This is a genomic window from Paenibacillus luteus (genome assembly GCF_006542765.1).
In the GTDB taxonomy this organism is placed as follows: Bacteria; Bacillota; Bacilli; order Paenibacillales; family Paenibacillaceae; genus Pristimantibacillus; species Pristimantibacillus luteus.
On the sequence record NZ_SKCD01000006.1, the window covers coordinates 98,387 to 121,097 of the forward strand.

General features: G+C 47.0%; 18 protein-coding genes and 2 riboswitches. Of the genes, 7 read left to right on the plus strand and 11 right to left on the minus strand.

What is annotated here, in order from left to right; all coding sequences use genetic code 11:
- The first annotated feature begins 27 nt into the window (after positions 1-27).
- The 4 genes from E0496_RS04625 to E0496_RS04640 all read left to right on the plus strand — a co-directional run bounded on the left by E0496_RS04625 (position 28) and on the right by E0496_RS04640 (position 4,133).
- Entirely contained in the window at positions 28-879 is an 852-nt protein-coding gene (locus tag E0496_RS04625) for an AraC family transcriptional regulator (protein WP_141500486.1), read from the plus strand.
- 149 nt (positions 880-1,028) lie between these two features.
- On the plus strand, positions 1,029-2,033 hold the full coding sequence (locus E0496_RS04630; RefSeq protein ID WP_141500487.1) for a Gfo/Idh/MocA family protein: 1,005 nt from the start codon (positions 1,029-1,031) through the stop codon (positions 2,031-2,033).
- 38 nt (positions 2,034-2,071) lie between these two features.
- Positions 2,072-3,019 (plus strand): AraC family transcriptional regulator, encoded by a 948-nt coding sequence (locus E0496_RS04635; RefSeq protein ID WP_141500488.1) that lies wholly within the window; start codon positions 2,072-2,074, stop codon positions 3,017-3,019.
- A 34-nt stretch (positions 3,020-3,053) separates the two neighbouring features.
- Positions 3,054-4,133, plus strand: coding sequence for a Gfo/Idh/MocA family protein (locus tag E0496_RS04640; RefSeq protein ID WP_141500489.1), 1,080 nt, complete (start codon positions 3,054-3,056; stop codon positions 4,131-4,133).
- Positions 4,134-5,229: 1,096 nt separating this feature from the next.
- Here the strand turns inward: E0496_RS04640 and E0496_RS04645 are convergent.
- A complete protein-coding gene (locus E0496_RS04645) occupies positions 5,230-6,033 on the minus strand; it encodes a nucleotidyltransferase domain-containing protein (RefSeq protein ID WP_141500490.1) in 804 nt (267 codons plus the stop codon).
- Positions 6,034-6,415: 382 nt separating this feature from the next.
- A riboswitch (cyclic di-GMP riboswitch) is annotated at positions 6,416-6,501 on the plus strand.
- Between the two features lie 85 nt (positions 6,502-6,586).
- Here E0496_RS04645 and E0496_RS04650 point away from each other — a divergent pair.
- Positions 6,587-8,275 carry a pyridoxal phosphate-dependent decarboxylase family protein gene (locus E0496_RS04650; protein ID WP_141500491.1) on the plus strand — a complete coding sequence of 563 codons (1,689 nt, stop codon included), beginning with the start codon at positions 6,587-6,589 and terminating at the stop codon, positions 8,273-8,275.
- Complete coding sequence (locus E0496_RS04655; RefSeq protein WP_141500492.1) at positions 8,256-9,986, plus strand: methyl-accepting chemotaxis protein; 1,731 nt, start codon at positions 8,256-8,258, stop codon at positions 9,984-9,986. Before E0496_RS04650 ends, E0496_RS04655 begins: the two co-directional genes overlap by 20 nt.
- Before the next feature lie 63 nt (positions 9,987-10,049).
- Here E0496_RS04655 and E0496_RS04660 read toward each other — a convergent pair whose 3' ends face one another.
- The 5 genes from E0496_RS04660 to E0496_RS04680 all read right to left on the minus strand — a co-directional run bounded on the left by E0496_RS04660 (position 10,050) and on the right by E0496_RS04680 (position 15,038).
- On the minus strand, positions 10,050-11,810 hold the full coding sequence (locus E0496_RS04660; protein WP_161601312.1) for a glycoside hydrolase family 9 protein: 1,761 nt from the start codon (positions 11,808-11,810) through the stop codon (positions 10,050-10,052).
- Between the two features lie 100 nt (positions 11,811-11,910).
- The gene (locus E0496_RS04665; protein WP_141500494.1) at positions 11,911-12,573 is read right to left on the minus strand and encodes a ThuA domain-containing protein; all 663 of its coding nucleotides are present in this window, start codon (positions 12,571-12,573) and stop codon (positions 11,911-11,913) included.
- Positions 12,574-12,611: 38 nt separating this feature from the next.
- Entirely contained in the window at positions 12,612-13,307 is a 696-nt protein-coding gene (locus tag E0496_RS04670; RefSeq protein ID WP_141500495.1) for an SDR family oxidoreductase, read from the minus strand.
- Between the two features lie 56 nt (positions 13,308-13,363).
- Entirely contained in the window at positions 13,364-13,822 is a 459-nt protein-coding gene (locus tag E0496_RS04675; RefSeq protein ID WP_141500496.1) for a VOC family protein, read from the minus strand.
- A 160-nt stretch (positions 13,823-13,982) separates the two neighbouring features.
- Positions 13,983-15,038, minus strand: a complete 1,056-nt coding sequence (locus tag E0496_RS04680; RefSeq protein WP_141500497.1) for a LacI family DNA-binding transcriptional regulator — start codon at positions 15,036-15,038, stop codon at positions 13,983-13,985.
- Positions 15,039-15,182: 144 nt separating this feature from the next.
- On the opposite strand from E0496_RS04680, the gene E0496_RS04685 reads away from it, so the two are divergent.
- Complete coding sequence (locus tag E0496_RS04685) at positions 15,183-16,064, plus strand: AraC family transcriptional regulator (protein WP_141500498.1); 882 nt, start codon at positions 15,183-15,185, stop codon at positions 16,062-16,064.
- A gap of 128 nt (positions 16,065-16,192) precedes the next feature.
- Here the strand turns inward: E0496_RS04685 and E0496_RS04690 are convergent, their stop codons facing one another.
- The 5 genes from E0496_RS04690 to E0496_RS04710 form a co-directional block, all read right to left on the minus strand.
- Positions 16,193-17,344, minus strand: coding sequence for a GNAT family N-acetyltransferase (locus E0496_RS04690; protein ID WP_141500499.1), 1,152 nt, complete (start codon positions 17,342-17,344; stop codon positions 16,193-16,195).
- Positions 17,345-17,393: 49 nt separating this feature from the next.
- Positions 17,394-17,475: riboswitch (ZMP/ZTP riboswitch) on the minus strand.
- Positions 17,476-17,824: 349 nt separating this feature from the next.
- Complete coding sequence (locus E0496_RS04695) at positions 17,825-18,763, minus strand: aldose epimerase family protein (protein ID WP_141500500.1); 939 nt, start codon at positions 18,761-18,763, stop codon at positions 17,825-17,827.
- A 10-nt stretch (positions 18,764-18,773) separates the two neighbouring features.
- Positions 18,774-20,894, minus strand: coding sequence for an alpha-galactosidase (locus E0496_RS04700; protein WP_338325819.1), 2,121 nt, complete (start codon positions 20,892-20,894; stop codon positions 18,774-18,776).
- Between the two features lie 60 nt (positions 20,895-20,954).
- Positions 20,955-21,773 (minus strand): carbohydrate ABC transporter permease, encoded by an 819-nt coding sequence (locus tag E0496_RS04705; protein ID WP_141500502.1) that lies wholly within the window; start codon positions 21,771-21,773, stop codon positions 20,955-20,957.
- Entirely contained in the window at positions 21,773-22,654 is an 882-nt protein-coding gene (locus tag E0496_RS04710; protein WP_139993795.1) for a carbohydrate ABC transporter permease, read from the minus strand. The genes E0496_RS04705 and E0496_RS04710 overlap by 1 nt, the downstream gene beginning before the upstream one ends.
- Positions 22,655-22,711 lie beyond the last annotated feature (57 nt).

A 22,711-nucleotide genomic window follows, 5' to 3' on the forward strand; every position in this document is an offset into this window, starting at 1 on the left:
ATTACTTTAAAAAGGAGCACGTCTGCGATGAACATGCCGCTTGAATTGTACAGCTTCGGATTTACGCCTGAGCTGTATGTGGAATATTTGAAGCGCTCCGCCCCGTTTACGATGGCAGATGATCATTACCATGATTATTATGAGCTTTATTACATGCTGTCGGGACAGCGCATCTATTTCATACGGGACCGTTCCTATTCGATTGAACAAGGAGATCTTGTCTTCATCCATAAGCATGAGCTTCACAAAACGATGCAGACTGGCGATGCCTCGCATGAGCGGTTCGTCATTCACTTCGACGACGCGATGATTGGGGACTTGGCAGGTATCCACAGTGACCTGCTGCTGTCGCCATTCCGGCAAGCTTCCCCTATCCTTCGCCTGCCTCGTCAGGAACAGCTTGCCGTCGATCAATTAATGAGACGAATGCTTGCAGAAATTAGGGACCGACCTGTCGGCTGCGAGCTCTATCCTCCGCATGCGGTCATGGAGCTGCTGCTTCTCTCAGCCAGATACATGCAGAAGCATGAATCGACGCCGCTGCACCATGCAACGCCTATGCACGCCAAAATTTCTGAGGTTATCCGCTATATTAATGCCCATTTTGCGGAGCCGCTGCGGCTAAACGGCCTTGCTGGCCAGTTTTTCATCAGTCCTTACTATTTAAGCCGTATGTTCAAGGAAATCACGGGTTTTGCTTTCTCCGACTACGTCATCCTTACGCGTATTAAGGAAGCGCAACGCTTGCTTCGTGAAACCGGCTCCAGCATTACCGACATCGCCGCTGCCGTCGGCTTCGACAACTTTTCCCATTTTGGCAAAACGTTCAAAAAGATCACTCGGCTGTCCCCGCGCGCATACCGTAAGCCCTATCTGTAAATACTAAATTCAATGTCGTAATTCCGTATATAAATCGTCATTAAATTGCACTAAAAATAAGAATACAAATATGTTAGATTATATTTGTTGTCATAAATTTATATACGAATCACGAAATCACTAATAGACGCCCAGGGAGAGATGAACCGATGATCCGAATTGGTAAAATCAGTTATTGGCATGTGCACGCATGGGATTATACAAAGCAAGCGCAGGAGCATCCCGGTACAGAAATCGTAGCGGTATGGGATGAAATCGCGGAACGTGGACAGGCCGCAGCCGAGAAGCTGGGCGTTGATTTCCACGCTAGTTTAGATGAAATGCTGAGCCGCGAGGACATCGATGCTGTTATCGTTGATGCGCCAACGTTTAGGCACCAAGAAGTCATGGTTGCTGCCGCTAATGCGGGCAAACATATTTTTACGGAGAAAGTTATTGCCCCAACTTTGAAGGAAGTTAACATTATACTGGATGCAGTAGCCAAAAATAATGTAAAATTAACGGTATCGCTGCCTCGTTTGAACGACGGCTATACCTTAGCGATTCGCGATATTTTGTCACAAGGCGTACTTGGAAAAATCACCCTCGTGCGTGCACGCTTGTCTCACAACGGGGCAACGGCGAACTGGCTGCCTGAACATTTCTACAGCTTGCAGGAATGCGGCGGCGGCGCTTTAATCGATTTGGGATGTCATCCAATGTATTTGACCAGACTGTTTATGAACGAGATGCCTAAGGAGGTGTCGGCTCATTTTGGTTACGTAACCGGCAAGGAAGTCGAAGACAACGCGGTAGCAACACTGTCTGCTGCTTCGGGAGCCATCGGCATCGTAGAGGCTGGATTCGTGAACAATCATTCGCCATTTGCGCTTGAGGTGCATGGTACGGAAGGAACGCTGCTATACGGTACGCCTGAGAGCAAGCTTCTTCTTCGCACATCCGCTGCCGGTGCCGCTTCATCAGAAAACTGGACGGAACAAGAGATTCCTGCAAACAGAGAAAGCGCATTTGACCAATGGGTACAGCATATTGAAAACAACACGTCAGCAGATGAAAATGTAAGCCTTGCCATCGATTTGACAAAGCTTATGGAGGCTTCGAACCGATCTGCTCGCGAGCACCGTGCAGTTAGCATCGACGAGCTAAGCGAGTAGCGGCAAACGCAAGCGGAGACCTCCGAGGAGGAACCGGCATGCCCAACTTCCCTTATGAGGTCATGCATGAACGCCAGGATGCGCTTGAGCGTCTGGAGCTGTGCATCAGATGGGGATCTTACGACATCCATGTGCTGCGCTTCCATCTGACGCAATTTCCTCCCGGCAGAATCGTCGGATTTCACAAGCATGCGGAGTATGAATTCCATTTCATACCCCAAGGCAAAGGAAAAGTCATTATTGTCGATCAAGAATACGCACTGAAACCCGGCATGCTTTATTTGACGGGACCCGAAATCATGCATTATCAAGAGGCCGATGCTCTGGAAGCGATGGATGAGCTTTGCTTGCACGTCGATATCGTCGACAGGTTGGAACAAGGCCTCCATGACGATTCCCGCTCCTATGACGACTGGGAAGCCGCTGAAGCGCGCGATTGCATCGAGAAGCTGAAGTCGCTTCCGCATTCCCCGGCAGCGGACCTGCATCAGGCGATGCCTCGCTTTCTGGAAGCCTATCAGGCCTGCAACGACAATTTTGTCGGTAGCTATACCACCATTAAGCAGGCGGTCATTCAAATTTTACTGCGCGCCGTTCGCGCTTATGACAGCGCGAATGAGCAGAAGCATTTTCCGACGCGGGATATGAAAGCTTATCGCTATCGCCTCGCGCTCGAGTATATTTACGCCAACTATGACGGCTTCATTACACTGGAAGACGTTGCGGACAAGCTTAACCTGAGCACTCGGCATATTCAGCGGCTGTTCAAGGAGCTTCATCACGGTCACACGTTCAGCCGGATACTGGAAGATATTCGTCTAAATGTCGTCTGCCGTGAGCTGCAGGAAAGCGACCAATCCGTGGAGAAAATTGCCAAGCTAGCGGGGTTTGCAGGCGGCAATTATCTTCATGCCGTGTTTCGTAAGAAATTCGGGGTTACACCTTCTGAATACCGGAGAAGTACCCGCAGTAAAGTTATGCCCTAACCCAAAACCCTACATTTTTAGGAGGCTATTACTCATGTCCAAAGTATACAAATTAGCTATTATCGGCTGCGGCGGGATCGCCAACGGCAAGCATCTGCCAAGCTTGAAAAAATTGAACAACGTTGAAATCGTCGCATTTTGCGATATCGTTGAGCATCGCGCTTATGAAGCTGCTGGCTTGTATGGTGCTGAAGGCGCGAAAGTTTATACGGATTACACAGAATTGCTTCAAGATGATTCCATTGAAATTGTACATGTTTGTACGCCAAATGATTCCCATGCCGATATCGCTATCGCAGCACTTGAAGCTGGCAAGCACGTGATGAGCGAAAAGCCGATGGCTAAAACTGCACATGACGCACAGCGCATGGTCGATGCGGCTCGTCGTACAGGCAAGAAGCTTACGGTTGGCTACAACAACCGCTTCCGCCCGGACAGCCAGCATTTGAAGAAGCTTTGTGAAGCTGGTGAGCTTGGCGACATCTATTACGCAAAAGCACATGCGATTCGCCGCCGCGCGGTTCCAACATGGGGCGTTTTCCTTGATGAAGAAAAACAAGGCGGCGGACCGCTTATCGATATCGGTACTCACGCGCTTGATCTAACGCTATGGATGCTTGACAACTACAAGCCAAAAGTTGTGCTTGGTACTTCCTACCATAAGCTTTCGCAGCGCGAAAACGCAGCAAATGCTTGGGGACCTTGGGACCCTTCGAAGTTTACAGTCGAGGATTCTGCATTCGGCATGATCGTTATGGAAAACGGCGCTACAATCGTGCTGGAGTCCAGCTGGGCGCTTAACACGCTTGAAGTTGACGAAGCTAAGTGTACTTTGTCAGGCACAGAAGGCGGAGCTGACATGAAGGACGGTCTGCGTATCAATGGCGAGAAGCACAGCCGTTTGTTCACAACGCAGGTTGACCTGAAAGCAGGCGGCGTTGCTTTCTTTGACGGCCAAACGGAGAACGAAGCTGTCCTTGAGATGAGAATGTGGCTGAAAGCGATCGAGGAAGACACCGAGCCAGTCGTTACGCCGGAGCAAGCTTTCGTAGTCTCGCAAATTCTTGAAGCAATTTATGAATCGTCCAAAACGGGCAAAGCCGTATATCTGTAAGCAATCGCGCTAAAAATAAGCAGCATGGTTGCGTAGGTTTTTCATGTTGTGCATGTTGTGCATGTTGTGCATGTTGTGAAAGTTGCGGATGCAAATGCCGAGTATGAAAACACTTTTATCAATGCTGATTCTATCTATACTATACTTTCTCAAACAAATAGCTGCCTCGCAGGGTCAATCATGACCTCGTCGGCAGCTATTTTTTATTGTATAAGGTCAATTTGGAAGATGCATAAATGAATCGCTATTGCGCCCTAATTGTTAAATTTCATAAACTTCCTAATGTAAACATTTAACGGCAAAGGAAGTCGGTTCAATACTTCAGAACGTTCCTCTTGCTTCGCTTAAAATTCATTTCTTTCTTTTTGGTAGCTGCGCGAGTTGATCATTCTATGGGGTCGCGGTTGCACCCAGATTCTTAGAATGACTAAGACATGTAAAGGTAAGAATCCGGCTACTAAGGCGAACACTTCATTTCTCCAGATCGATCTTCTCGCTTCTCATATCCTTCATCTCTTTCGTTCAACTTATCTATGTCTCCAAAACCCAGCCAAACGCCGCCCATTTGAAGCCGCTGGGCTAAATTAGATCTATTTTTTAGACCTATTTCATCCATTTCGGCTATTTTCGCTAGATTAGATCTAAAAATTAGATCTATTTCTCCAAATCCTAGCCATATCCAGTTCATTTGGGGCCGCGGGGCTAGATTAGATCTATTTTTTAGACCTATTTCATCCCAATCGGCGATTTCCGCCAGATTAGATCTAAAAATTAGATCTATTTCTCCAAAACAGAGCTATAAGCTGCCCATTTGAAGCCGCTGAGGTAGATTTGTTTGAAGACGGGAGTATGATCCACGATTATTTATGGAGGAAATCCCCAATTATAAATGGACTATAATTGACCGACTGTGCTTCCGTATGGAATCCTTCTTTCAGAAACTCATTAAGTATAAAATGATTAGTTGAACTTATATAGAAATTCCATCTAATTCATAAACCTTATCCTATTGTTCACTGACATCTCCAGAAAATGAATGAAGAGTAGCTGATTTCGTGTTCAGCATAAGTTCGTCCTGTCTAGTTAATTTCTCAGGCTAGTTAGCTTCCAAATGAATGAACCTCAGTAATGCTACCAGGTCATTCAATCGTTGCGTTTGTGACGTATAATGTCGATCAGGCTTTAGCTGCTTGATCGACATGGCTTCTTGAATCAGGCCGTGCCATTGTTCAGGCAAGCTCTCAATTCCATAAACACCAGCTCCTATTTTGCTCGTGATATCATACTCTTTTAATGTATACAATTGTCGCAGCATGCCGAGAGTGCACCACTCAACCGCTTCATCCAGCTGCTTTTCGTTAATTTCTTGTTCCAATCCTTTGACATCGGTTAATTGTTTCTCTAATCGATCAATCCAGTGAACCCAATAGCTATTCAAATTGATAAAGACATATCCCTGCAGAGCGTCAATATCTAAATCGTAATGAAAAATTAAGTCGGAGCCATAGACTTTAATTCCATGTTTTTTTAAAATCCACCATGTAACCGGATTAATATCTGCTCCCGCCCCAGTCGTATTCAGCTGCTTGTTATAATAAGTCAGTAAGGGGCTGCTTTCAGTGCCCTTATTCATTAGATCATCGAGGAGTAGGTACGCCCCCATAATATCCGTGCTCGGCAGCACCCTTTCAACCTCTTCATGCGCCTCTGCAATGGCTTGAATATCCGCTTGACTAAGCGGCTCTCTAGCGATTGCCAAAAAGTCGATATCGCTGGATCCTTCAATATAACCATTTAACGCAACTGATCCATATAAATAAACGGATTCAATATTAGTCGTGCGAGCGCAGAGTGATTTACACAACAGATCAATCGTTTTTTCTACTATAGCAGGCAGCATGGCGGTCCCTCCAATTCCATCCTCTTATCAAATCTAAGTATAGAAGCTGCAATCTTTACCTAAAAGAGAAAAAAATAGCTTCAATTTTTCTAGTTTTATGAGTAAGTCTTCGTTTCGTATCACTACCAAATAACTTGGTACATTCCTTTAAAACTTAATTATTTTAATATGTTTTTATTGAAAATATTTATATTGTTATAGAGAAAAAGAGCGGTTCTTTTATATTAAAAGATAAATTGTGACAAAAAATATAGTTAGCCGACAAAATTCATTAGTTCTTTAGTCATATTTAACTAAAAGCATATTGATCTTGGAAAAGTGAAATAGTAGAATGTTCCTATAACATGACAATGTTTGCTAATTATACTTCAAATTTATCCAAATTTAATATTGGCAAACCCGTCGAAAGATGGTCACGCAAAGCTATAGGGACTACTTCTTCCAAAGAAATGTCAGCCAGTTGCAACGTTACAAGCAATGGTATACCTATGAGGATTTATAGGTATACCTTTTTTAATGCAGAGAGAAAATATGGATGATGGAGAGAGGTAGTATGAGTATGAATAATGAAACTAATATTCGCAGCTTATTCCCAAGTGATGACGGCAACGTAGAGCAGCGTACTAGAATTTTAGAACTAATTGGCCAGATCGTTAGTGGTGTCGATGAATTAAAAGATCCTGAATCGGCGTTCCTTAAAGGACAAAAAGATAGAGGACCACTCTTTTATAAAGAACTAGCAGACTCTAGTCATATACCTGTAAATGGAAGCCCTTTAGAAGAGGTTAATAAAGAATTATTAAACTTACTTCATGCCCATCCCTATCATACAAAATATTTTCTTACGAACATTCTTCCGATGGCTAGCATTCCCGGCGTACTTGGGATGATTGCTGCTTTTATGGTTAACGGCAATAATTTATGGGATGTGTATGGTCCTGCCGGCGCCGAAGCCGAAGTAAAGGTCGTTGCCATGATGTCCGAGCTTGTAGACTACGATCCCTCTGTTAGCGGAGGCTACACCACGTGGGGTGGGCAAGGAGCCATATTCACCGGTTTGCGTCTAGCTATCAACAAAGCTAGCTCATCCGCGGCCACAAACGGGGTTCCCCGGAATTTATATGCCTTTTGCTCGGAAAGTGCTCACTATTCGCTATATAAATCAATGGAAGCCACCGGCATTGGCAGCAACAACTTAATTAAGATCAGAACCTTGGAGGATAGCTCATTAGATGTCGCCGATTTGAAAGAGAAAATGGAAAATGTCATTTTAAATGGGGGCACCCCTATTTATGTTGTTGCTACTACAGGAACAACAGACGCTATGGGCATTGACAGTATTGATGAAATATTTAATATGACAGAGCTTCTCTCGCAAAAACACGGTATTCAGAGGCCTCACATCCATGCAGACTCTGCTTTGGGTGGATTTTTCGCCTTTTTCAATAAATACGACTTTGAAAAAAATTCATTAGGCATCGAGAAAGATACGCTTTATGCTTTAAAAATAATCCAACAAAAAATGAAGTATCTATACAAAGCTGACTCCCTTTGCTTTGATTTTCAAAAGCTTGGGCAAACTCCGTATTCAACAAGCCTGTTTTTAGTCAAGAACGCAACAGATTTAAAACTTCTGGATTTAGACCCAGATGAGACTCCTTACGTAGGTCACCGAGGTTACGGGCAATATCATACGAGCTACACCTTGGAATGCTCAAGAATGGGAAGCTCCATTAGCATTTATAGTGCCTTATTAGCTTTTGGAATCGAAGGTTACCAAAAACTGCTCGCACAATTTGTAGACGTTAACGTTGCCTTTCGAAAAAGATTACTAAAAGTAGTACCGGAAGCCATTATTGTGAATCCGCTAAACCCGGGAATAATTACCCTCTTCCGCCTTTATCATGATCGATTAAATGGATACGAGGCAGAGTATGCCGGATCAAAAAGCTACGAAGAAATTGATAAGGTCAATCAATTAAACGAGCTATTATTCGAAATTTTGGGAAGGGATCGCGGAGAAATGTTCTTTGGCGATACGAAAAAGCATCTGATCGTGCCTACTTTGGATAATCAGAGAATAGCGCTGTATGCAAGCAAGCTATTTGTGATTTCCCCGCATACCCAAGTGAGTGATGTTGATAAAATCGTAGACTATTTAAAGCTTAAAATTGATGAAGCATACGCGGAACATAATCGATTGACTACAAGGGAGAACACTCATGAGGAAATCTATACTTAGTTTTAACTGGTACAAAGAACATCTTGCTGTGAAAATAGCAATTAGTATTCTTCTATTGCAAGTCATCACCTGCGTTGCATTTGCTGTATCCGGTTATTTGAGCCAACAAAATCTATCGGAGAAGCTGCTCGAGCAATTTGATAAACGTCTTACTACCGATATCCAAATTGCAAGCAATACCTTATCTACAATACCGGGATCTGAGAAAAAACTAGAAAATACGGACGATCCGAATTACACGTTAATCAAAACAGAACTTGAGAAATTGCAAGTAATTCATAGCTTGGAAAATATCTATATTTTAGCAAATGACCAAAATAACGAACGCATTCTTATCTTGTCTGGCGTACCTGATGATTTTGGCACCCCCTATCCCTTTACGGATGAGATGAGGGAAGCCATTGCGTCAAACAGTCCTATCATTAGCCCAATCTACAAAGATGAATATGGCACACATAAATCGATCTTCTACCCTTTATCTGATGGGTCAGGCACTTCATATGGCATTCTTGGCATTGATTTGGATGCTTCAGTGGTGCCCGAAACGGCAGCAAGCTCAAATCTAACAACGATCATTATTTCTATTGTTGTGTTTTTAGTGGGAAGCATCATAGCGATTGTTATCGGTAGGGTCATTACAAATCCGCTGCGCAACTTAATGTTAGCTGCAGATAAAATTGCTGCTGGCGATATGAAAACGGCTATTGCCGTTCAAAGCAAGGATGAAATCGGAAAACTAGCCGTATCGTTTGGCTTAATGATTACTAGCCTTAAAAGCCTGATTCAACAGGTTAGTGCTTCTTCCAATCTGATTTCCGTAACAAGCAAACACCTAGAGCAAACGGTAAATGAGTCAACGAACAGTGCGCAGCAGGTTGCTGACTCCACCAATCGGATGACAGAGGGAATTAATGAAATTGTTCAGAGCGTGTCCCTTAGTCAACATAATATCAATCACATCGATTCTGAAATTAAAGATGTATCCGGCGGTATGAAAGATATTCAGAACATCGCCACGGAGGTTCACAATCAATCCGAACAAGGTCAGAACCTTGTAGAACGCACTCTTCAGCAGATGCTTGCCATTAAAGAAGCGATGCTTCAATCTCAAGCAGCCGCTACTACACTAACGGAACGATCTAATGAAATAAGTGAAATTATAAACATTATCTCTGAAATATCCAATCAAACGAATCTGCTCGCGCTAAATGCTTCAATCGAAGCGGCTCGTGCAGGGGATGTTGGACGAGGCTTTGCCATCGTCGCTGGTGAAGTTAAAAAATTAGCAACACAATCTGCTCAGGCAGCACTCTCTGTAACGGATCTTGTATCCAGTACACAAGAAAACAGCTTGCTCGTTATGAAAAGCATTAACGATGGAAGCAAAGCTGTTGAGCAAGGGCACTCATGGATACAGGGAACATACGAAAACTTTAAAGGCATCTATGGTGGCGTTTCGGAGTTTACCGAGCATACGAATCATATGTTCAGCGCATTGGGTAAGGTCGATGAATCCTTTGAAAAAATAACCGAATCGATGCAGCAAATCTCTGGCATCACACAGGAACAGGCGGCAGGAACGGAAGAGGTTGCTGCATCGGCGCAGCAGCAGAGCGCTTCGATGCAAGAAATATCCGCAGTCATTATACAGCTGTCAAATCTTTCCGTTGATTTAAATGAATCGATCAAACAATACAAGCTGGATAACTAAGTCATGATCCCTAAACACAAGAAAGGCGCTCAACTTGAGCGCCTTTCTCTTTTTCTTGGCCAATCACTTCCCCGCAAAAAATGAAGCCAACAGAACAACCGGGGCATTGTAGTCTATCGCGTATTCATTACTCGAATAAGAACCTCTTACATCCAAATACGCCATAGCTGGCGCAAGTTTTTCTTTCACCGCATCAAGATCGGGGTCGCCGCCATAGCGGTTGGGACCTCCAACCACAAGCCCTGGAATCGTAATGCCGGTAGCGGCATTAATTCGATGATGCGGCTCCATCGGATAACGGCTGCCGATACCCGTCACATAACTAAAGCCTGTTGCGCTTCTGCCAAACACATGATGCAACTGCTCGAGTGCCATTGCCGTATAGCCCTCATCCGGCTCCATCAAGTTAGCTATCAGGAGGAGCGTTCCATTAGCAGCGCCTGACTTGACCGACGCCCACGTATACTCATCCATGTTCAGCGTATTCAAATACCCGTCTGCTTCCGCTCTCGCCACTAGCACCTTCGCGCGCCCGGTCACCGCTTGGCGAATATTGTTTTGCCACTGCTGCTCCGCTTTGTCTGCGCTATAATAAGCCCACTGCCCAAGCAGCTGCGTATTCGCCCAATTAACCGCCTGCGGTGATTGCTCCAGCAAATAACCAAACTCCTTCGTAAGCTGATCGCGGTAGTTGGTATCATTCGTCGTACGCAGAAGCTCGGCAAGTGCCCACATTCGCTCCTCTGCGTCCGTCTGCTTCCCATAGCCTCCTGATCCGTTATCCTGCATTGGATCTTGCCGGAAAGCAGCTGCCTCATTTAAGCTTAAATAGCTTTGTGCTTTCTCAGCGGCCGCCAGCAATCGATTAGAAAAGGCTTTGTCGAAGGGCTTGTAAATACGAGCAGCAAGCGCTGTTGCCCCTGCAAACTGCGCAGTGCCATACGTCGACATTCCGTATACATAGCGGGTCTGAGTATCCGTGTCCGGCGTTACGAAACCTGTCCATGCGGCGCCGCTGACCTTGTGATAAACTGCGCCATCCTTGCGCTGCATACGCAGCATCCATTCCAACTCGTAGCGAACCTCGGATAACAAATCCGGCAGCGATTCGTCTGCCTCCTTAAGCCCCTCAGGAAACATGAGCTGCCCTGCAGAGAAAGCAGTCGGATTAAGATCATACGCCAGCAAGAGCTGTGCAACCGTAACGGCTGCCGGAGGTATGTATTTGCCATAATCGCCCGCATCATACCAGCCGCCTGACACATCTATCGTTTCCCCTTTATGGGAAATGCCGTCCTCGAAAAAAATCTCAGCCATTTTGTCCTGCAAATGACCTGCCTTCAGCTTCAATCCTGTTACAGGATCATCTATAGCTACTCCTGACCTCTGAAGCGTATAAGAACGAAGCAGCGTTTCCAATGGCTTATCGTACGGGGAGGCAGCTATCGCAAAGGTATAGGAACTTCCGGCTCCCTCCACGAAAATGCGATATTCACCAACCTTCTGGAAGCTGGTAAAATCCGCTCTTCTTACCGTTTTGAGCGAGGCTGCATCAGCCAGCGGAGCCGAGAGACGGCCTGTAAATACCGTTGCGCCGCTGTTCTTTTCAATCAGCTCGAATGGTTTTCCATCCGGATGGTCACCCTCGATTATCGCAAGCTTTGATTCTTCAGTTCCGTATCCGATCTGATCAACCTTTACCATCTCACCTATCTGTGGCTGTATGCCGGATGGCTCCACGGGCTTTACGATTTCTTCCATCGCAGCCGGAACTGCTGTCTCAATCGTTGATGGGGCAATATCTCCAATTTGCTGCTTGTTCAACGAATCACCTCCTTTGGAAGAAGTTAGTATGACTATGAAAAATACAGCGCATAACAATAGAGCCGAAGCTGCGCCTATCCAGATCAGGTTCTGCTTAGGCTTACGCATGGTCGATCTGTTGAAGTTCAACCAGCCACTCCGCCTCCGCCTTCAGCAAGCGCAAGAAATCCGGATGCAGCAAGCCCTCTTCTCTGTGCGCCGGTGTTAGGCAGCTTATTTTCCCAGCGCCATAAGGATGCCGCCATCCCGCAATCGATGATCCGTCAACCGAAGAAGACCGAAGGAACACCTCTGTATTCTCTTCCTCACAATGAACAAAATAATGCTCGTCTACAAATTCAAACGCTTTATCCAACTGCCCATTTGCGGCCAAATACGTGACCCGTTTATGCTGCTCAGGATGTGACAAGAAGTAACCCCGAAGCATTCCCGTATAGCTTCCATCTGCGGGATATGAAGCGAGCCCGGAATGCCAGGCTAACCAGCCTCCCCCCTCATCCACATATTGCACAATTCGAGCCTCGATGTCAGGCGTCATCCAGTGAAGATCCGGCTGCGCTTCAGGAGCCACCCGGTTTTCTGCAAACAGAATAACTGCATCGGGCTTATCGTCAAGCACGGAAATCAGATGTTCCGTATCGGATACTAACAGAAGCTGCAATGCTCCCGAGGCGATCGGTTCCGCTAGGGCCCCCTGCAATGAAGCACGAGCCAGTTCCTCTTTATGATAGTAATCGCCAACCAAAGCAGCAATTATTTTCATTCCAATTCGCTCCTCTCTGTTCGAATTCCTTATAATCCTTATAACCGCATAGCAGAGCCGCTATGGTCAATAAACAGCTCATCCGCCGTCGTCTTCCGCTCAACAAGGTTTAATATGCCCACAGCTGAGGACGCTGCGTCGCCTGGGGCTTGATCACCGCCCATGTCGGTCTTGATCCAGCCTGGATGGAGCGCATGTACGATTATGCCTGCGGGAGCAAGCTCACGCTTTAGCTGAGCCGAGAACATATTCAGGGCTGACTTGGAGAGCGCATAGGAATAGTCTCCACCATAGGCCCCAGCAAAGCTGCCCGCTTCAGAGCTGATGTTAATAATAACTTGCTGCGATCCTTGGCGCAGCAGCGGCAAGAAGTGCTTGAGTACGACGATTGGACCATATAAATTAATTTGGAATGATTGCTCGACCTGCTCCATATCAAGCTGCTCCAACTTTTGGTCCCTCCCAAGCAGAATAGCCGCGCTGTTAATGACAGCATCAAGGCTGCTTAAGCGGCTTCCCGCTTGCTCACTGGCGTAGCGTACCGAATTCTCATCCGCTACATCCAGCGGCAGTATCGTGACTTGCTCTGGAAAGGCCGCAAGCAGCTTCTGCAAGCCTTCGGCATCCGAGCCGGGGCTGCGAACGCCCGCTATCACATGATGGCCACGCTTACATGCTTCGGTTGCAAGAGCCAAGCCTAATCCTCGGTTTGCGCCCGTTATCAAAATATTCATGATATGTATCCTCCAGTCATTCTCTAAGTTTAGCTTGCTGTGTCCAATGGCGTGAGCTATTGCTTATCGTTCTCAAGCAGCTCCAGCATCACTTTTAACTGTTTGAACGTATCCATATAGGCATAACGCCCTCCGGTGTATTCCCCTTTTTGAATTAACGGCATGCCCAGCTTTTCCATAGAAGCCGTCTTCTCCTTCATGCCATCCACAACAAAAGCAATATGGTGAGGCCCTTCCCCATGCTTATCGAGATGCTCCCGCCAGGTGCTCGGATGCTCATCTGGTTCAATCAGCTCCAACTGCAGCGAGCCCATATCGAAGAACGCTAGCTTAGCGCGAGCCACTGACGATTCTCCTTTGTATTCGGTTTGAGCCTTATCAACCGTGTCTGTCCAAAACCATGCCGGCTTCTCCACGCCGAAAAAATCAGCATACGCCTGCGAAACCTCTTCAATATCGTTAACCAATAGCCCAATTTGCGTAATTGTCCGTGATCCTAGAACATTTTCCCCCATGCCTATCATCTCCCTATCGGTTTTAGTTGTCATCATTACTCGTCTAAACGATCATAAAGTTAATAGACCTTCTCTACACCCACATCCCCCCTCTCAAAATATGCCCAACCTTCCTGAACACGTGTTTATTCGAACTTGCTGCTTGCCTGCATAAAATGATCTACGGCTGCGTCACAAGCAGGCTTTGACATGAATTACGTACCACCAGCTTGGTTTCTGCTGAGAATATTTGAAAAGCTGCCGCGCCTTTCTCAATGCTTGTGATAAGAGACTTCGTCAACCGATCCATCATATCCGCAAAATCCACGTGAATGGTCGTTAAGGCTGGGCTAAAATACGAGCTTCTAAAATGGTCATCAAAACCGATGACGGACATTTGCCCAGGTACGCTTATTCCCATCTCCTTGAGAGCGCGGACCGCACCGAAAGCCACGCTGTCATTCACAGCGAATATCGCAGTCGGAAGCTCCGAGGGCTTTGTCTGCAGAAAAGCTTTTATAGCTTTGTAGCCACTCTCCTCGTTAAAATCACCTGGCAGCATCCACTGCTGCATGATCGGAAGCTGATGCCGCAGCATCGCTGCCTGGAAGCTCTTTAGCTTCGACGGACCAGAATAGCGGTTCATATCCCCATTAATCATGCCGATTCGCTTGTGCCTCAGGCTAACCAAATAATCGATGGCCTGCCCAACGCCTGTCTCATTGTCAAAGTTGTATACGAGACGGTTTGGCTCCGTTCTGCCTGGCAGATACTGATCTACAATGCCAACCTGAAAACCTTCCGCAATCAGCTCTTCAATTAAAGGCTCGTGATTGGCAGCGCCAATGAATATACCACCATCGATTCTGCGCTGGTAGAAGCTTTCCTTGATCGTCCTCGCTTCATCCGAATCCTTCATATCCCGAACGATATGAGTAAGCACATAATAGCCCTGTGAAGAAGCGCTTTCAATAATACGGGCGAGCAACAGACTTGAAATGCTATCGCCTGACACGCGGCCAGAGTCAATCATGAACAAGCCGATCGTTCGCGTACGTTTCCCTGCCAGCACCTGAGCGGACAAATTGGGATAATAGTTATACTGCTGAATCACCTTCATCACTTTCTGCTTCGTCTGCTCAGGAACGTTCGCATAGTTGTTAATGACACGGCTGACCGTGCTGCGGGAAACGCCTGCCAGCCTGGCGATCTCCGTACTATTTATTTCCTTGCTCAACCGATGTCCTCCTTTGCTTGTAAACGCGCGTTTATGGGCATATGTTAACAATGATTTGAAGCGCTGTCAATGTCTATTTGCAGCTTGTACTAAGGAAGCCTGTAATTGTAAAATAGAACGGTACAGTCAAGGAGGCAGCGACAAATGTTAAAAAAAGCTGATGGCTTTAATGCTCAAAAAATTATTGTGCTTCCCCCTTACCAATTGAGTGAAATGATTGAACACCCCATTATAAAGCAGCTGTATATTACAGACATTGGCTATTTCCCAAGAGCCAAGCATCATTTTCGCGAACGGCCTGACGGCTGCGATTCCTATATATTTTTTTATTGTGCGAGCGGACAAGGCTGGATTGAAATGAGGAACGGCGAACGATTTATTGTGATGGAACAATCCATTGCATTCATACCAGCCGATACGCCTCACGCGTATGGTGCTGACGAGAGCAATCCTTGGAGCATCTATTGGTTTCATTTGAAGGGTACGCAGGTAGATGTGCTTATGGAAAGCTTCGGCTCTAATAACGGTCCGCTTCAGCTAGTCCTATCCGACGCGGATAAAATATTGGAGTTGTTTCACCAATGCTTTGACCTGCTATCTGTGAAAGCCTATTCGGTTGCGCACCAAATTCATATCTCGCATACGATGCGCTACATGCTGAGCTTCATTGGGCTTATCCCGAGAAGGAAGCAGGAGGAAAAAACGCTCGCCTACATTGAACAAGCCATCATCTATATGCAGGAGAGGCTTGAGAGCAACATTACGCTCGAGAGTCTGGTTGCTTTCACCAACATCTCCAAGCAGCATCTCAATCACTTATTCAAGCAATCGACTGGCTGTGCACCGATTGATTATTACTTGCGCTTGAAAATGCAAAGAGCATGCCAACTGCTCGATCTCACGGATAGAAGCATTAAGGAAATCAGCCTATCTATCGGCCTTAGTGATCCATATTATTTCTCGCGCCTGTTCAAAAAGATTATCGGCTCCTCGCCTTCCGAGTATCGGAGCAAGCTGAAAGGTTAGCTGTCCATTATTATAAAGAAAATGCAGGCCCCGTCGGCTGCATTTTCTTGTTGTCGTATTATTTTGCCCAATCAGCATCACATTTTCTGGTTTTTATTCCTAATCTGAAACGTTATGCCCCTATCCTCCTATTCATGGGACAAGTCTTCTTCCTCACGTTTGATTTTCCGCTCATACAAATTCGCGCTCCAGCCTTGACTGTCGAACCGCCCCCGAAATGTCATACCCTGACTAAGATAATAGCGATTGAGTGCCGGGTTGTCTGCCATGCAATCTAATCTAAGCCAAGCCTTGCCTCTATAGCGGATATAGTGCTCTGCCCAAGCCAAAATGCGGCTGCCGAACCCTTGTCCTTTATATTTCCGAGATACGGCCAGCCGATGAACATAACCGGCATTATCATGAAACTGGTCTCCCCATATCTCTTCATACTGCCATTGGATCGAGAAGCAGCCTACAAGCTCTTCCTTCAAAAATGCAGCAAATACCTCTTGTTCTTCAACAAACGAGGTTAGGTACTCTTTTGTAAACGCCGCTTCAGGCCACTGAAAGAAGCCTGTGGACGAGTGAATCCAGCGAGCCGCTTCCCTATATAACTGCTGCATTGCCTCCAGATCTGCTAATCCGGCTTTTCGTATGAGCAGCTTCTCATCCTTTTGTAAGCTATCTTTAGAGACTAGCCCTGAAAAGTCCGACTCTCGCCAATGATACTCGAGCATTGAAGCTGAATTATGTGCTCTCTCTGATCCAAGCAGCCTGCGGACGATATGAAGCGCGGCATCCATTCCGGCTGTTACTCCCGCAGATAAAATGATTTGCCCATTGTCGACATAACGGACATCCTTAACCATCTTCGCGCTTGTGGGTGCCACTTCTCTCAATAAATCAATTGCCCTGCGATTGGTTGTTATTTGTAATCCGTCTAGAACATCTGCCTTCGCCAGAAGAAGCGCGCCCGTACACACCGATAAAACATGCTCGGCGGAAGCAGTCATCTTTTGAACCCAAGCGGTAATCGCCTCATTATTCATCTCTTTTCGCGCGCCCAACCCTCCGGGAACGACTAGAATATCCGGTCCAGGACAATTGTCAAAACTGTATTTTGGACATATGGCAAGACCGCTGACCGTATGCACCGGCGATTCCCGTTCGCCTACGGTGTAGACATAGAAGTCCTTGCCCCAATTACTGGACACGGCAAACACATCGTATGGGCCCGTAACATCCAGCGCATCTACTTGCTCATAAATGAAAACGGCCACATTCCTCGGTTTTCCCATTGCCTTTTTCCCCCTTAAATCAAAAAAAAGCATCTGATCGTTAGATCAAATACTTTGCCCAGGCGAACGGCTGCTATGAAATATGTGCTCCCCCGTAGTGATCTACGTTTTCGCCAGTTACACATACCAAATATTTACTTTATTATAATTGGAGGAATACGGGATAGGCAAGGCTTTTTTAATAGGCGGTTCTAAGAGCTTACTCATTCGCAGATTTTTTCATAATGCTAAGCGCTCCATTCGTTTCGTTAACGGCATACTCCACCTCGCTAGGGATAAATCATAAACAAAGACGATACGAGGATGCTTTGAGGGAACCCTTCACCTAAAACAGCTTAGATTCCAGACATCTTCACCAACGATTTTGTTCATCATTCATTTCATTTCATATTATGAATAAAGCAAAACCCCCGTCTGCACTTCCTAGATCAGGAATAGCAAACGGAGGATCATGTTCTAAAACTCTTGTTGTGTAAAAGCCTAACTCATCACGTCTTCTAAGCTGCCCTGACCAAGCATGAGATCGATATGCCAAGCGTAGCGTTCCGCAGGCTCCAGCAGCTTGGCTGTTCCATTGCCTGCTGCGCGAGCCAAGGAATCGTAGTAGCCGATTCCCGGCTCCAAAGCGCAAACCGCCCGGTCATTGCAGACACCCTTATCAAGCCATAGGCCAAAATAAGGAACCTGCGCAACCGGATAACTTATCATCAAATAATTGCCGCTTGCTTGGCCGAACAAGCCCGACCAGCCTTCCGGTATCACACCAGGATAATAAAACTTGATCCCGTCCCCAGTGACGTCCGGCTGCATCACCTTATGCTCGGCTAGATCGTATTCCTCCCCAAGCGTCAGCTGCTTGCCGCCATAAACGCATAAGAGCTTATGCATGGCCTGCGGCACCAAGATTTCCGTCGGTTCGGTTATGGCGAACTGCGGATGTGCTGCCCAAAGAAACGGGAAAGCTTCCTTCCCCTCATTCACCGTCTCATAAGCCAAGCGGATAGTGCCACTTGGCAAAAGCATGATTTTGCGAGTGAAGCGGTAGGGTAAAGCCACTCCCTTGACGGAGCAGGCAATCGTATTTCCCTCGAGCTCTGATGCCCAAGGCAGCGACCATACCTCGCCATGATCAGGCAGCTTAATCCCCTGACCAATGACGCACGGATCAATGGTAGGGAAACATTCATCCCAGCCGCTCATATCCGCATCCGTAAAGCTTGATGCCTGAGCAACCGATTCCAGCTTGCGGGTTCCGGAATCAAGCAGCCACTCCTTGCCCGTAGGCTTGTACATAAGGGAGACAATCTTCGCACCAAGCTCAGGTACAATTTCCAGGCGCACGCTGTCACTCTCGATGACTACAGAAGGAAAGCCTTTATATAGGGCTTCCCGAATTTCCGCTCCGCTGTTGATCTCCATGCTGCTCCTCCTAACGTATACGCATAATCCGAACGAGGCGGCTAGCATAGTCGCCAGACAGCGCATAAGGAATTCCAATATTCATGAGCGTAGAGCCATGTCTGACGACAGGCTGCCCTTCTTCCCCGTACACTTCATACGAGGAAGAAGCATCCAATCCTTGCAGCTTAAGCCGGCTCTCCTGATAACCAAAATACTGTGCCTGCTGGAAAGCAAAGACAACCGCTTCATCCCCGTCACAGCTCATATACTGGTAAGCAGCGGTATTGCCTTCCTCGAACGAAGCCAAACGGAACAAGCTGCCCTCGGTCACGATATGGCGAATCTGCTTATACGTTGCAATATGCCGCTTCGCTTCCTCGTCTTCTTCGGCGGACCAGCGGCTAATATTGGCACCAATCCCGAGGCCGCCCATCATGGCGCTGTGAAAGCGGAACGATAACGGAAGGCGTCTGCCATTCATGCTATGAGGCGATTCGGTAACCCAGCACATCATCACCGAAGGACTGTACACGTATGAGAAGCCCTCCTGAATAGTTAAGCGGTCTCGCGCATCCGTATTATCGCTAATCCATGCTTGGTCCGCAAAACGTAAAATACCGAGATCAATTCTCGCCCCGCCGCCCGCACATGTCTCAAACTCAACATGAGGGAATTGGCTTCGCAGCTCCGCCCATATATCATAGAGATGATCCACATGCTTCAACCATACGGATTCTCCTGCTACACCATCAAGCGGTGTATTCCCAGGCTCGGTCACCGTTCGGTTCATATCCCATTTAATAAAGGAAATATCATAGGTGCTGAGCAGCTCCGTCATGAAACCGAGCACAAATGCCTTCACCTCTGGCTTGCCCAAGTTAAGCAACAGCTGATTGCGCAATAACGTGCCTTCGCGGGTCGGGAACTGGTACACCCAGTCTGGATGGCTGCGGTACAAGTCGCTGTCTGGGTTAACCGACTCCGGCTCTACCCATAATCCAAACTCCATGCCGAGTCCCTTCACCTCATCAATCAGCTCCTGCAGGCCAAGCGGAAACTTCTCGGCATTGACTTGCCAATCGCCAAGGCCTGCCCGGTCGCTGTGCCGGCTGCCGAACCAGCCATCATCAACGACGAAGCGCTCCACGCCGATGGCTGCCGCCCGCTGCGCCAGCTCCTTCTGGCCAGCCGCTGTTACGGCAAACTCAGTAGCCTCCCATGAATTGTACAGCACCTTCCGAATGCGGGAGCCTGGCAAAATATGCTCGCTCTGATAGCTGTGCAGCTTCCGGCTCATTTCTCCAAAGCCCCCCGAAGAGAAACCTCCCGTAAATAGAGGAGAGCTGTAGCTCTCACCCGGAGCCAGCGTAAAGGAACCGTCAAAATCATTGATTCCGCCTACCACGCGCAGACGGCCAAATACTGATTTTTCTGCGACGATTTTCCAGTTTCCGCTCCAGCCCAGCGCGCCGAACCACACGTTTCCTGATTTTTCATCAGCCCTGCCGTTATCGATGGCGAACCAGGGGTTCGCATTTGCGCCCGTGAAGCCTCTTCTTGATTCCAGCACTTTTTTGCCTTCCGTAAGCAGCTCCGATCGAAGCTGGAACTCACCTGCCCAGCGGCCTGCCACATGCTTCAGCCGGTAATCGCGAAGCGCTGGGATCGACCACGCTGCCGCCATTCCCTGCTCAATGACGACGGGAAGCTTGTCATCATTATAGAAGCGGACAGAACGTTCAATCAGATCCTGCCGGGAAATAACCGTATAGCTCAGTTCCACCCGGAAAGGATAGCTTTGATCCGCCAATCGGACAATAAGCTGGTTTTCTCCTACGATTTCGTAGCTTTTATAGTTAAGCTTCAGATCGCGGACGCCGTCATGGAACGTTGCCTTCAGGCATGGCTCGGAATAATGACTGCCTCCCCATCCTCCGTATTCTTCCATGTCGCGTTCTACATTTGCATCGAAGGAGCTGTGCTGCCAGCCTTTTAACAGCTCCGCTGCTTCTTCGGATTCTACCGGCTCTCCCCAATAAACATGTTGAACGCCCCCCTTGTCGTTAATGCCGAACAAATACGAGGACCGATCGGTACGAAGCTCAAAAAGCGAGCTTTTCTCCAAATAAGTAATAGCCAAATGTAACACTCCTCTACGCTGCTAATCTTTTATTAAAACTTACGAAATGGCGCGACAAACACCTGTTTGTCAGCCCTTGACCGCACCCGCCGCGATGCCCTTGATAATATATTTTTGCATAAATAGGAAAAAGATGATAATCGGGACCATCCCCATCACTGCGTAAGCAAAAGCAAGGTTCAGGTCGCTGCTGTATTGGCCAAAGAAAAAATATTGCTGCAGCGGTATCGTCCGGTAAGAGACATCCTGAAGGAAGAGCAGAGGAAGCAGAAAATCATTCCAAATATATAGCGCATTTAATACAAGTACCGTAGCCGTTACCGGCTTAAGTAAAGGAATAATGATTCGGAAAAAGATGCCCGGTGTCGTACAGCCGTCAATTCGGGCAGCCTCTTCAATTTCTTGTGAAATCGCCCGGATAAAGCCGGTATAGAACAGCACGCCCATCTGAATGCCCGCGCCGCCGTAAATCAGAATAATTCCCCAATGCGTATCAATCATATGAAGCGTCTTGCCCAGCTTATAGATCGGAAGCATCGTAATTTGGAAGGGCACCATCATGCCGGCAAGAAACAATACAAAAAACATTTGGTAAAACTTTTTGTTCCGTCTTGCGATCGAATAACCTGCCATGGCTGAAATGATAACGATCAGCAGGATGGCCGCTACTGTAATGATCAAGCTGTTCAGGAATGCCGTCGGGTATCGGGAAGTGTCCCAGGCATGCAGAAAGTTGGAGAAATCCAGCGCCGAAGGGAGCGCATAAAATGAATCATACGTTTCCTTCGCCGATTTGAAAGCCATAAGCACCGCAATATAGAAAGGAAACAAGAAGACAAGCGCTAATACCAAGACAATGCTAAACACAGCCGTATGCTTGACTTTCATTAGATTTCAACCTCCCTTCTGCGAAAGATCGAGAGCTGGATGATCGTAACGATAACAAGCACAACAAAGAAAATCATCGATAGCGCCATCCCGTATCCGCCTTTATACGAGGCAAAGGAGCTTCTGTAAATGTAGGTGGACATGACCTCGGTGGCGAAAGCCGGCCCGCCGTGCGTCGTAACGAATACGAGATCGAATACCTTTAAAGAGCCCGTTAGCGTCAATACCATATTTATCGTAAAAGAAGGCGCAAGCAGGGGCAGCACGATATTCCAAAGCGTTCTTCCCGTGCCCGCACCGTCGATTTTCGCGCTTTCAATCAGTTCCTGGGGAATGCCCTGCAAACCTGCGATATAAATGATCATCGGTGCCCCGATGCCCTGCCAGACGGCAATGATGATAATTCCAAATAAGGCATGGTCAGGGTTGCCAAGCGGGCTGGTGACGTTTTCGAAACCAAAAAAATGAAACAGCTTGGGCAATCCCGTGCTGTAGTTGTAGCTCCAAATAAAGCCCGATAGAACGATGGAGATGACACTCGGCAGAAAAAACACCGTACGAAATACGTTGCGAAACTTTAAATACGAATCAAGCAGCAGCGCGAATAACAAGGACAGGCAATTCACCGCAATGGTCAAAATGATCGCATACTTGAATGTGTTTAGCAGCGCTTTCCATAAGTCATTGTCCGTCAGAGCATTTTTGTAATTGCCCCATCCGATATAATGGAGCGTCTGGGCGATTCCGTCCCAGTCCGTAAAGGAATACCGTATTCCCATCCCAAGCGGGATTAATAAAGCGAGTGCAAATAAACTGAAGCCGGGCACTAAAAACAAAACATACCAAAATTCATTTTTAACCGTTCGTCTCAACAAGCCCATTCCTGCTCCTCCTCCGAAAATGCGGCTGAGCGGAACATTTGCCCCGCCCACCCGCAG